The following is a 13,202-nucleotide window of genomic DNA, read 5'->3' as shown; positions in this document are numbered from 1 at the left end:
AAGTGATTAAAGATTATAGGCGATTACACTTAGGTAAATAATGTAATTGCTAAAAGGAGAAGAATCAAATGAAAATGAGGTAAAAATGAGGTTAATTTATGAGCAAAGTTGTTTCACCTGTTCTTCAAAATTATCATCGGGATGTGTCGCTTTTGATTTAACCTTGCTACGATAATTATAAATGGTTCGGAGTGTATAATGCAAAAACGTCGCCATCTGGTTATTGTCAGTAATTCCTAATCGAATGAGGGCAAAAATACGCAGCTCCTGGTTTAAGGAACCATCTTCAGGTTCTTTATATCGTTTATCGTTCTTAAGGAGTTTATTGAACTCTTCAATAAAGTTGGGATAGATATTTAGAAACGCACGATCGAAGTTTTCATACAACTCCTTAAGCTCTTCAGCCGTATCTGAAGGTGAGTCGGTCATACGCAATACATCATGCACCTGCCCCGCTTTTATCTTCATCCGAATCGACGACTTCAATTTTTCCAGCTTATCAATATACTCGGTGCATATTTCCAGGAAGTTACTAATGAACTGTTCTTTAATATAATTGGCATCGGCCAATGATTTATTCGTTTCAATCTGCTGAATATTAGCCTGCTTTAAGTTGACATTTAACTCACTCAACTGATTATTGATGAGCAGAATGCTTTTTTGAGCTTTGGAGAGCTTAAACATTTGCCGAATCACAAACACAACTACCAACACCAACAACACGAGCAACATGCTGATAATATGCAATAAATTCGATAACTTCTTTTCTTGTGCCACCTTATATTCCTGATAGGCTTTATCGATAATCGGTAGAATCCGTGATGTTTGCAGGTTTCTGAGCCGCGCATTAAAAAAGTTTGCATCATCCAAACACTTCTTGATATAACTATTGGCGCGCTGTAAATCACCATCTTTATACAACAGCAGTGCTAAAGTTCGAAGCGAAGTATTTTCCATAATACCACTTTCTATATCGGCCAAAGCCGAGAGTGCCAGGTACACTTTACGCTCTTGAACATTTCCCTGTTGCTCAAACAAATAAGCCAACAATGAAGTCAGAACGGCATATTGACGGGTATCATGCGTTAGCTTAGGGTATGCTGACAAAAGCAAGTTTTTTGCTTCCTCATAATTACCTGCTTCTATGTTTTTGGTTCCTTTATGAACAGCATATTCATATGAACCTGGCTGGAGTATATTGATAAGTGAGTCTTGTACCTGACTTCTTCGAACAACCAAATCAGAAATATCCATTCCTTCACTAAACTCCATCCAATAAACATAAGTATCGGAGTAAGCAATGTAATAATCCATCCGCTGATTTTCATTCAATTCCGAGATATCCATCTTTTTAAGGGTATCAATGGCTGCCTGAAAAAAGCCTGATTTAGCCTGTACCAACGCCATATGAATACGACTATCTGTTATCCATTCCTCGTTTCCGGTTGTGGCAGCGGCTTCCGTTCGCAATCGGGCATATTTAAGTGATGAATCAGCCTGATACGTAATATATTCATCGGTTAATTGTTTGTATAATATGTACCTTGTTTCTTGCGGAAGGTTAGTATAGCCCAGTTGAGCTTTTATTTTACGAATAAAGTCTTCTTTTTGCTTAATGATTTTAGCCTGACTATTAATGGCTTCATCTATTTCAACCAGTAAAGAGTCAAGTTGTGTCAAATTATTAGCAAAGCCGCCATTATCAACAATTAAGAGTTTTAATATAACAAAACAAGTAACCACCAATAACCTTTTAACCCGAATACTTTTCATTTGATCGCTCGAAATAATAAAACCGTAATTAGTGGCTAAAGATAAATATCTTTTAGAGATACACATCATTCCAATCTTCTAACCAAAATTCAATTGAGCAACAAAATTGTGGTTTTAACACTCTGTACTATCTATAAAAGGTTAAAGCAAAAAGTTGAAATCATTTTCACCATTAATAGGGATTGTTAGGTTTTGATGCCAGGTATAGTTTTGCACTGTTGGTGTTATTGCTACAATATGACCAACCGCAAAACAACCTCAAAAAAAGAAACAATTGAACAGTAAGAAAAGTGATTGGAAACTAAGCATTGCATTAGCTGTATTTGTTATGCTTTCAACTTCAGCCGTTTGCCAACAGCTATATACAATTAGTGGCATAGTACAATCATCGGAAGAATTCAGTATTCCTGGTGTTAACGTTGTTATTGAACAAACTCAACAGGGCACCATCTCTAATGCCAATGGTTATTACCAGCTTAAAGATATCCCCGCCGGCCGTTACACATTAATGATTAGCGCCTTAGGATTTCAAACCTATACCTTACCCATAGAAGTTAATGCCGACAGCCCCAAACAATATAATATTTCGTTAACCGAGAAAAGTTATGCCATCGATGACATTGAAGTTGTTGGCAAATCGGTGGCTTCGCAAGTCAATGAGCAGGCCTATTCGGTAACATCCGTTTCCACTAAAGACCTGTTTAACAGCACAGCTACAGCACAGCAGGTTTTAAATAAGGTGCCGGGCGTGCGCATCACCGAAGAAGGTGGACTTGGCTCAAACCTGAACTTTACCATCAATGGATTCTCGGGCGACCAAATCAAATTTTTCATGGACGGCTTACCCATGGATAACTTCGGTTCTTCACTGAATATGGGCGATATACCGGTTAATATGATTGAGCGGATTGATGTTTACAAAGGTGTTGTGCCGGTTTGGCTGGGCACCGATGCCTTAGGCGGAGCGGTCAATATCATCACCAATAAACAAAAGGATTTTCTGGATCTATCCTATTCATATGGTTCTTTTAACACGCATAAAGCATCGCTCAATTTTTCACGAACCAACCCAAAGAATGGTTTCACCCTAAGGGGCAATGCTTTTCTAAACTACTCCGACAATAACTATAAAGTTTGGGTGCCAATTACCAACAGCAACAATGTGATTGTTGACACTGCTAATGTAGAGCGCTTCCACGACCGGTACCAATCGGCCACCCTTAAGCTTGAAGCCGGTATAAGCAATAAAAAATACGCCGACAATCTGTTTGTTGGATTAATTGCAACGGCCAATGATAATCAGGTGCAACATGGAGCCACCATGGCCACCGTTTACGGAGGCATCGTTCAAAACAGTCAATCGCTTATCCCAATATTTAGGTATAGCAAAAAAGATTTGTTCACTGATGGATTGGATATAAGCCTTTATAGCGCTGTCAATATAAACCAGTCGCAGGTGATTGACACTTTAAGGGGCATACGCTACAACTGGCTGGGCGAGGCCTTTAAAACCGAAGGCAGTAACGATGGTGAAAATGCCCGAACCAACACCACCCTTGATGACCACGAATTTCTGAGCCAGTTTAACACCAATTACGCCATTGGTACTAAACACACCCTGGCGCTTAATTATGCCTTTAATTATTTCGATAGGGCCTCTTTTGATAAGGAGAACCCCGATTATCTGCCCAATCAATTTCAGCGCTCAATGAATAAGCATGTGACGGGCCTGGCATACAAATTAGATGCTAACGACCAGTGGAGCACCACTGTTTTTGCCAAACTCTTTAGTTTACATGCCGAAACATCGAAACTCTTCGATTTTGGTTTAGATACGCAACGAACCGAAGCCGTTACCACCAGCCGCACCAATATGGGCTATGGCATCGCGTCATCGTACTTTGTGTTGCCCAAATTACAAGTAAAACTATCGTACGAACATACCTATCGCATGCCTACACCGCTTGAGCTATTTGGTGATGGCCTGTTTATTGAACCCAACCCTGATTTAGGACCTGAACAAAGCGACAACCTCAACCTGGGTGCCGACTATCGCTTTAAGGCAGGCGCACAACACTTCATCAACCTAGGTGGCACATTTGTTTATCGCGAAGCCAAAGATTTAATTTATACCGTTGTACAAATCGCCAGTCCGGTTACCTATTACGATAACCTGAACCAGACCCGCACCCTGGGAATGGAAACCAATATTCAATACCAGTTTAAGGATATTTTTAACCTGGGCGCTAACCTCACGTTTCAGGACATTACCGATCAGGCTGAATTTGTTTACGACAACTCCTATACCGGTGGTGGGTGGAAAAAGAATTTTCATTACCAGTACCGGGTTCCCAACATCCCGTATTTGTTTGGCAGCGCCAACGCCGGATTCAACCTTAAAAACGTGGGTCAGCCCGGCAGTACCCTAAGTCTGAATTACTACTTCAACTTCGTGGAGAACTATTACCTGTCGTGGTCCAAAAATCCAAAGTATATCATACCCCGGCAAACCTCACACGACATTATGCTGGCTTATGCTTTTGGCGATGGGCGTTACAACATATCGGCCGAATGCCGTAACCTGATGGATGCGCGGCTTTACGACAAGTATTACCTGCAAAAGCCCGGACGTTCATTTGCTATCAAACTGAGGTACAATTTGTAACAGCAATTAATTAACTATAAATAATTACACATGAAACTTTTTAATATTAAAACAAAAATGCTTCAGCTTCTGATGGCTTTAAGCATTGTAGCACTTGTATCGGCCTGTAGCGACGATGATAGCCCCGCTAAATCAAAAGGCGATTTTATTATTACCGGCGGCATCAACGGTGAAAACTTTAACAACTCCTATTATACGGTGGCTTTTGAAGATTTAATGAATGAATCCTTATCGTTTATTGGCGATGACATGTTGCAGATGGGCTATTTCTCCTACAATAAAATTGATGACAAAATATACTGTGCCGGTGGTTTAGGAGCCACTAGCCTATATGTTATTGAGAAAGATTCGGAAGGTAACCTGACTGAAACTGGTAGCTTTACCACCTTCAACAATAGCATACAAGATGTTGTGAAAGGTGATAACAGCAATGTGGTGGCCATCGAAATGTCATCTTCATCTGACATTGTGCGTCTTCACCTTATCAATAGCGCGTCATTAAGCGTTAGCAAAACAGCCGACACCCCCATTGCCAGTATTAGCAGTGAGGTAGCACCTGCTTATTCGGGCATGGTGGTAAGTGGCAACTATTTGTTTGTCAGCTTCTACATTAGCGACCCAAATACCTTTGGCACACCATCGACCGACAAAGCAGAAATAGCTGTTTTTAACTATCCCGAACTGGATTTTGTAAAAGTGATTGAAGATACGCGGGTAGGACCTATTGGTGGTTTTGGAACCATGGCTGGTTTAATAAAAGATGAAAGCGGCGATGTGTATGCCCTATCGCACTCCAACCCGGCCAATGGTTTTAGCCAGTCGACCAAACCATCTGGTATACTCCGAATCAACAGTGGTGAAACTGAATTTGATGCTGATTTCTTTTTCGATATCGAGGACATCACTGGTGGCCAAAATACCGCTCACCTGGTATACCTTGGCGATGGAAAAGTGCTAACAGAGATAAACACAGCCGCCCGCAGCGAACAAGCTGCCTGGTCTGACAGCCCCTTGAAAACAGCCATTATGGATTTACATGACGAATCGATCCAATACATTGATGGTATCCCTGTGCATTCGGGTATTGGCCGTAAACTGGCAGCTGTTTCCATTATCGATGGCAAAAACATCTACTTGTCGGTACCTGAAGAAGACGGTATTTTTATTTATCAGATAAACACCAACTCATACACAGCTGTAAAAGGAGCTGAGATTGAAGCCAACTTTGTGGCCGGAATTTATCAGCTATAACGAACAGTAAATACCATATGCAGGCTCACCTGGCAAGCTGGGAGGAGCCTGCATCGTTCTTACCTCCTTATTAATTACATTTAAACTACTATATGCCTTCTATCTTCAAACGAATAAACCACTGGCTGCATTTATGGCTGGGACTTCTATCCGGCCTCGTTGTGTTTATTGTAGCGCTTACCGGTGCTGTTTATGTGTTCCACCAGGAAATTAAAGACACCCTGGAACCCTGGCGCTTTGTTGAGGCGCAAGACAGTGCTTTTGTGCCACCCAGCTGTTTGATTGATACCGCCAGAAAATATGTGCCTCACCTGGAGCCTACTGGTTTAACCTATGAAGACAAGGAAGGCGCAGCAGCCGTTGGTTTTATATCGCAACAAGTCGGAAAAATAGCATTTGAGGTGGTATTTATGAATCCGTATACGGGTACCTTTATTAAACGACAAAACGTACTAGGAGAAGGCCAGTTTGACTTTTTTCATTTTATTGAAGATGGGCACCGGCACCTTTGGCTACCCGAAAAAATTGGTGGAAAAGTGGTGGGCATTGGTGTGTTGCTGTTTCTGCTTATTTCATTGAGCGGATTAATATTGTGGTGGCCCCGAAAGTGGAATAAACAGCATCTGAAACGCTCGTTAAGCATCAAACGCACCAGCAATAGTAAACGCCTGTTACTCGATCTGCATAATGTGCTAGGCTTTTATATCCTGTTATTTGGATGTGTGCTTGCCATCACCGGCTTAGTCTGGAGTTTTGATTGGTTTGGCAATGCGTTTTACTATCTCAGTTCAGGTGGCGAAACAAAACCCTTACACGAACACCCGCACTCCGATATCAGCCAGGCCAGCCGCACCAACAGAGATAGTATAGCGGCTATCGACCAGGCCTTTTTTCTCACCATGTCGCAGGAACACAATCCTCAGCGGATATTTATAAACCCATCCATACATGAAGAGGATGAACCCATTGAGATAGTGGTAAGTTTAATCAAAGGCAAGTACTACAAGCACAACGAGTACTTTTACGACCGCTATACATTGGCCCCATTGCGTATGAAAGGGGATCGATTTGAGGAAGCCAGTTTTGCCGATAAACTGGATAAAATGAACTATGATATTCATACAGGCGCCATATTAGGACTACCTGGAAAAATACTGGCCTTTATTGTGAGTCTAATTATCGCCAGTCTACCCATCACCGGCTTTTTGCTTTGGTGGAATAAACAAAGAGTTCTTTAAATGGGCTTAAAAAAACGGTATTCTAATACTATTAAAGAGGTTGCTCAATTTTGTACCTGAGAGTGATATTTATCGATTACTAGCTTATATAATTCGAAACACATATTAATTACGCTTATCAGTAATCCTATTTTGAGCAACCTCTTTTTTCTTAATGGATAGAATTAATCACTTCCTGATTAATCTTTCTCACTTTCTTTTCATCCAATTTAATGACTTTACGGTCGTAGGTCATCAAGCCGTTGACCTCAACTTCCACGTCTGTCGTTTGGGTATAAACAGCGGCTGCAAATCCTGCCTTGGCCAGTTTAACTAATCCTCTGGCATATTTGAAATATTCATCGGTGGTCTCCTTAGATGATTTGAACTGCACATAGCCCCAGTTTCTGTCTGGCGCCCATAAATGACCTTCTAAGGCCAATCCAATACCTCCATATTCACCAAGAACAGTAGCTCTTTGGGCATCAAACAAGTACATCTCCGGCCCAGGATAGTTATGCAAATCAAGAATATCCCCAACGGTATAATGGTTACCACCACTGGCCGGATTCACTAATCGCGATGGGTCATATGCTTTGGTCCACTCAGCAATTTCCTGTGTTTTAAATTGCCCCCAGGCTTCGTTAAATGGCACCCAAACAGCAATACACGGATGAGAATTCAGATTATCGATGATTGCTTTCCACTCATCCCGGTAAAGTTGCTCCGAATATGAGGACCGTTGTTTCTCAATACCATTAAAATATTGACGATTCTGCCACTGTGGACTAGCATCACCATTGGGCATATCCTGCCATACCAGTATTCCCAACTTGTCGCAGTGTGTATACCAACGAGCCGGCTCCACTTTAACATGCTTCCGAATCATATTAAAGCCAAAATCCTTGGTCTTTTGTATGTCATATTTCAAGGCCTCATCCGTGGGAGCTGTGTATAAACCATCAGGCCACCAGCCTTGATCCAAAGGTCCAAACTGGAAATAAGCATGATTATTTAGTTCCATACGCATTATTCCATTTTCATCTCTGCCCATCGAAATTTTACGCATGGCAAAATAGCTTTTGGCAGCATCGATAACCTGGCCTTTTCTGAGCAGTTTAATATCGGTGGAGTATAAAAACGGATGCTCTGGTGCCCAAAGTTTAGCCCCAGGAATAGAAATATTTAATTGTTCTTTAGCAGACGCTTTTGACGAGGCCACCAGTTGTCCTTCATCATAAACATCCACCTGAATAACATCCCCAAACTGGCTATTTGCCACCAAAGCTTTTATATTGACTTGGTTTTCATCAATGTTTGGCACTGATTTTACTGCAGTAATGTGGCTTTCTGGAACTGGTTCCAGCCATACTGTTTGCCAAATACCCGTTACCGGCGTGTACCAGATACCTTCTGGATTCTCCACCTGTTTTCCCCTCGCCTGTGGGCCTTTATCGGTAGGATCATAAACCCGCACCACCATATTTTGCTCTCCAGTAGCGTTTAAATATGGGCTGATATCAAAATGAAACGGACTATAACCACCCACATGCTCGCCTATCTTAATGTCGTTAATCCAAACTTCAGTTTTCCAATCAACCGCTCCAAAATGCAACAATACCTTTTGATTGCTCCAACTTTGAGGTATATCAAACTTTCGGTGATACCACAAGGCATTTTTCTCACCAACCGTTTTTTGAACACCACTCAAACTCGACTCCACAGCAAAAGGAACCAATATTTCGCCATCATAAGAACGTGGTTCTCGATTATTTTTGGCCGTAATGGCGTAATCCCATAAGCCATTTAGGTTTAACCATTCGGAACGCTCCATTATAGGACGCGGATACTCTGGCAAAACATTGGTAGGATCCAACTCATCAGCCCATTGCGTTTTAATTTTATTGCCGGCTGGCTTCCATTGCGCAAACGTGGTTTGAACCAATAGAGAGGATACGAATAATGTTATAAAAAAAATATGCTTCATTTCAGTAGGTTATTTATTTACAGAGAATTGATAAATAGTTTTCGACGAGTAGACCATTTCTGGTTCAACAACAATGCTTGGAAAATCAGGCTGATTGGGTGCATCTGGAAAGTGCTGCGTTTCGAGACAAAATGCAGTTCGGAACTTATCTTTTACGCCATTTTTAAGCGTATTTTTCGATTGCATAAAGTTGCCACTATAAAATTGCAATCCAGGTTCAGTGGTAAAAATATCCATTGCAATACCCGATTTATCGCCAACAATTTTAGCAACCCACTCCAGTTCTTCACCTGCTTTGTTTAGCACATAGTTATGATCATAGCCCTGGCCAAATTTCAATTGTTCATTGATAGTCGTATCCAATCGCTCACCAATAGTCGTGGCCTTTCTGAAATCAAATGGTGTTCCTTCTACCGACGCCAATTCGCCAGTAGGAATTAAAGTCGCATCAACAGGGGTATAATAATCGGCGTTAATGGTTAAGTTATGGTCAAGAATGCTACCGCTTCCTTCGCCATTTAGGTTGAAAAAGGCATGATTAGTTAAATTTGCTACAGTACGTTCATCTGCTTGCCAGGAATACCCTATTTCCAGTCCATTATTTTCGTTAAGGTGATAGACGACCTCAACTTGAAGGTTTCCTGGATAATTCTCTTCTCCATCTTGAGATAAATAGCTTAGTTTTAAAGTCGAATCATCAGTTTGCACCCCATCCCACACAACATACTGAAAGCCTTTTTTACCGCCATGCAACGAGTTAGGGCCATTATTCAGATATATCTGATAGGCTTGGCCATCAAGCGTAAAACTACCTTTTGCAATTCTATTTCCAACCCGACCAATCAAAGCACCAAAGTAGGGTTCTGTTGATTGCTGATAAGCCTCAATACTTTTCATTCCAATAACCACGTCAATAAGTTCTCCTGATTGATTTGGAACGGTTAACCCAACTATACGTCCTCCATAATTAGTTATCGCTACTTCGGCCCCCTTCTTATTTCGTAAAAAATACAGTTGAGTGGCTTTTCCATCAACATTGGTTTGAAAGTTGGATGGCACCAGTTGACTTAGTGGATTCTTGATCTTCTCTTTACTTTCTTTTTTTGAAGCACAGGCCATCAGAAGTGACAGAGACAATCCAATAAATAAATATTTCATTGAGTTTAGTTTTTAAAAATGGATGAAATGTTATTTGCTCAATACGGGCCTTGATATAGGTGTCGTGTCCGACATCGACTGTTTCTCAACCTCTGGCCAGCCATCTGACCAGGTGAGACGACTAAGCATTAGTACTCGTCCTTGTGGATTTTGCTTGTCCACTGCATGATAAAGAATCCAGTCATTTCCCTGCTCATCGGTCGTAATTTCAGAATTATGACCAGTGCCAACAAATCGCTGATTCGCTGATATTACAATTTCATGCTGATTATCCATCATGGCATAACCGTCTTTGTCAAGATATGGTCCAAGCAGCTCTGACGACTTACCCACAACGGTTGTATAAGTGCTTTCGACACCATTACAACAAGAGCCGATGGAGGCAAAAAAGTAATAGTTATCATCGCGCTTGAAAATGTAGGTTCCTTCGTAGGCAGTGCCTGCCACCTGAACCTTTTGGGCTCCTTCTTTCACGTTCAATCCATCATCGCTCAGCTCAATAGCATATATCCCTCTGAAGCTTCCCCAGAACATGTATTTTTTACCATTATCTTCGATGTAAAATGGATCGATGGAGTTTTGCACATCAATCTCGTTACTTCTAAACAGTTTACCCCGATCGGTAAAAGGCCCTTCAGGATTATCGGCTGTCGCCACACCAATGCCACACGTCCATTCGCCACCCCACACCGACATGGAATAGTAAAGTACATACTGTCCATTGATGTAGTTGATGTCGGGTGCCCACAGACCGCCGCGTGGTTCAAAATCAGGACGTGTCTCATCAGTGAATGCCGTGGCTACAAATTGCCAGTTGGTTAAGTCAGTGGATTTATAGATGGGTACATTTCGAATGTCTTCTGTTGCATATAGATAGAAAAAACCATCGCTTGACTTAATCACTGTCGGGTCCGGCAGACTTTGATTAACTACCGGATTCACATAACTGTTTGCATCAACTATCTGTTCATCGATTTTGCCCTCATCTTTGGGTTTCGAACAGCACGAATAGCCAATTAAAACAAGCAATAATGCCAATAATCTGAATGCTTTATCTAGCTTTATCATATCCTCTTGTTTTTAAATTACAACATTAAGTAGCCTAGTGCTTTTTAGTGTCCATAAATTTTTCGGCACTACCGGCCTGTAACAATTCCCATAACGAAGCCACTGTCCAACCCGGGGCAAAGTAGTTATTATAAAACCCTTTACCATTTTTGCCATAATCCCAGTTGGTGTGTTGCACCACCTCAGGATAATAACCAACACGCTCTACTCCGCACATATGTCCTTCGTATGGAAGTAATTGCATCATACTACTTTTAATAACTTCGCCAAATGCTTTAAAGCGGGGCTCGTTAGTCGTTTTATCCAACCAGTTGAGAACATCCACCAATTCAAAGATAAACACGTCGATATGGTTGTTTTCAACCGACACATTACCCCAGCCTCTGGATTTAAGGCCTATATCGCCCAACATCTGTCCCTGAGCAAATGGCACATCCCAAATGTAATACCACGACAGGGCAAAGTAGGTTGCCTGCTTGGACAATTGTGTGTAGTGTGCGCTTTCTTTTCCTTTTGTAGCCAAAGCCAGGTAATACATCGCTGTTGATGCATACAATGAGGCTTCTTTATCTTCACAATTAGCATCAAGAGTCGATGAAAAGTAATCAGATTTACTAATAATCTCCTTTTCTAAATAGACTCCGGTTTTTTTGGCACTGGCCAAATAGCTTTTGTTTTTGAAATATTTAGAAGCCATTACCAATGGCAATGTGGCCGATGGCGTACTTCCTCCACTGGCATCAATCACGTTACTGTTTTTATCAAACTTACGAGGAAAGCTTCCATCTGCATTTTGAATAGCCAGGAAATTATCTAATAAAGTCTTGATGCGCTGTTCCCATTCCGGATGCTGACGCTTTTGGGTGCGTTCGTAATTCAAAAAATGCATAACAGCGTATATGCCTTCCGATTGACGACGAATACTGTATACATCAGGTTCCTCGTTATGATCGAAGTGCACAAATTCCCTGAAATAGCCTGATTTCGTAAAACCATTTTTCAGGTAGCTATCGTATATTTTGATGGCCTCATTCTTTAGTTTTTCATTGCCATTCTCTTCGGCATACTCCAGGGCAAAATAGGCATTGAGTAGTACACGTCCGATAAAGCCAATTTCTGCTCCACCGTTGTTTTGACAATCATAAGTAAGCAAGTGAATACCTGAGTAGTAGTTTAAATCATCCGTTTCTGTATAACCTTCATCATAAAAGTTGGACAAGGTTTTTTTGACAAAATCATAATCATAGCTAAGCTTAACAGGCTCAGGTTGAAACGTATCGAATGAATAATTCCACACTTGCCCAACAAACTCTGAAAAATCGTTAGCATGGCCTTTATTGACAGTCCATGTAAGCGTTTTTGTTTCGCCCTTTTCCAGTTTTTCGAAAGCAGTAACCGGAGGTGCCAGGGTTAGTTTACGAATATAAGTCTTTGGATTTTCCTGGTAAGGAAAACCAAATGACAACCATGTATGCCCTTCCATATTTTCAAAACCGGTAAACCCAAGATCGCTTGCCTGCGACAGAATGACTTCACCTTTTTGAATGGCACTGTAGGCCGCCTTTTGAATATCATCTGTTCTTATTACGGTGTAATACTCACCGGTTTTTTCATTAAAAACACCTGTTAATGGCGTACTTAAACGATCTTCGCGCACCAACCAACTATCACTGGTGTGAAAAGAAGGTGCCTCTTTAGGCGATCGTAAATTTCGTCGGTACCAAAAACCAGGCATCAGAAACTGGCAATCGTTATGTGCAAAGCTGCCTGCTTTCACACTTTGCTTATAGTTAAAATAGATAGTATTAAGCGCTTTTATTGTAATGGTATAAACCTGCTCGCCCTGTTTATCTTCTACCGTAGCGCTAACTTCAGCAGGAATATTTTCAGTTGCCGTCAGCTTTAGGTTCTGGCCATTTTTAACCACCTCAAGGGGATAACAAACCGCCTTGTTTCCAGGTGTTTTTAGTTGGAGCCACGATTGCACCTCCTGCCCTTTCGCTGTCGTTGCTAATGAAGCCATCATAAGCGCAGCCATCATTATCGTTGCAAAGTTCTTTCTTATATTAATGGTCATATGTTT

The 13,202-nt window shown here is 41.3% G+C and carries 8 protein-coding genes; 3 read left to right on the top strand and 5 right to left on the bottom strand.

The genetic code is table 11. The features are described 5' to 3' along the window. Positions 1-96: 96 nt before the first annotated feature. Complete coding sequence (locus J1N10_RS06650) at positions 97-1,680, bottom strand: DUF6377 domain-containing protein (RefSeq protein WP_262325907.1); 1,584 nt, start codon at positions 1,678-1,680, stop codon at positions 97-99. Between the two features lie 367 nt (positions 1,681-2,047). Here J1N10_RS06650 and J1N10_RS06645 point away from each other — a divergent pair, with 367 nt between their 5' ends. From J1N10_RS06645 to J1N10_RS06635, 3 genes are all read left to right on the top strand, one after another. Beyond that, entirely contained in the window at positions 2,048-4,438 is a 2,391-nt protein-coding gene (locus J1N10_RS06645; RefSeq protein WP_262325906.1) for a TonB-dependent receptor, read from the top strand. Between the two features lie 30 nt (positions 4,439-4,468). After that, on the top strand, positions 4,469-5,689 hold the full coding sequence (locus J1N10_RS06640; RefSeq protein ID WP_262325905.1) for a DUF4374 domain-containing protein: 1,221 nt from the start codon (positions 4,469-4,471) through the stop codon (positions 5,687-5,689). Between the two features lie 92 nt (positions 5,690-5,781). Continuing rightward, a complete protein-coding gene (locus tag J1N10_RS06635) occupies positions 5,782-6,927 on the top strand; it encodes a PepSY-associated TM helix domain-containing protein (RefSeq protein ID WP_262325904.1) in 1,146 nt (381 codons plus the stop codon). A 151-nt stretch (positions 6,928-7,078) separates the two neighbouring features. Here the strand turns inward: J1N10_RS06635 and J1N10_RS06630 are convergent, their stop codons facing one another. From J1N10_RS06630 to J1N10_RS06615, 4 genes are read right to left on the bottom strand one after another with little or no spacing between them, the layout of a single operon-like run. Next, positions 7,079-8,893 (bottom strand): glycoside hydrolase family 2 protein, encoded by a 1,815-nt coding sequence (locus J1N10_RS06630; RefSeq protein ID WP_262325903.1) that lies wholly within the window; start codon positions 8,891-8,893, stop codon positions 7,079-7,081. A 9-nt stretch (positions 8,894-8,902) separates the two neighbouring features. Continuing rightward, positions 8,903-10,051, bottom strand: a complete 1,149-nt coding sequence (locus J1N10_RS06625) for an aldose epimerase family protein (RefSeq protein WP_262325902.1) — start codon at positions 10,049-10,051, stop codon at positions 8,903-8,905. Between the two features lie 30 nt (positions 10,052-10,081). Next, positions 10,082-11,119, bottom strand: coding sequence for a family 43 glycosylhydrolase (locus J1N10_RS06620; RefSeq protein WP_262325901.1), 1,038 nt, complete (start codon positions 11,117-11,119; stop codon positions 10,082-10,084). A 34-nt stretch (positions 11,120-11,153) separates the two neighbouring features. Continuing rightward, positions 11,154-13,196, bottom strand: coding sequence for a hypothetical protein (locus J1N10_RS06615; protein ID WP_262325900.1), 2,043 nt, complete (start codon positions 13,194-13,196; stop codon positions 11,154-11,156). Between the last annotated feature and the right edge of the window lie 6 nt (positions 13,197-13,202).

Source organism: Carboxylicivirga litoralis (assembly GCF_025499605.1).
Classification (GTDB): Bacteria; Bacteroidota; Bacteroidia; order Bacteroidales; family Marinilabiliaceae; genus Carboxylicivirga; species Carboxylicivirga litoralis.
Note: the sequence above shows the minus strand (reverse complement) of the source record. Positions and strands in the feature narration are given on the sequence as shown.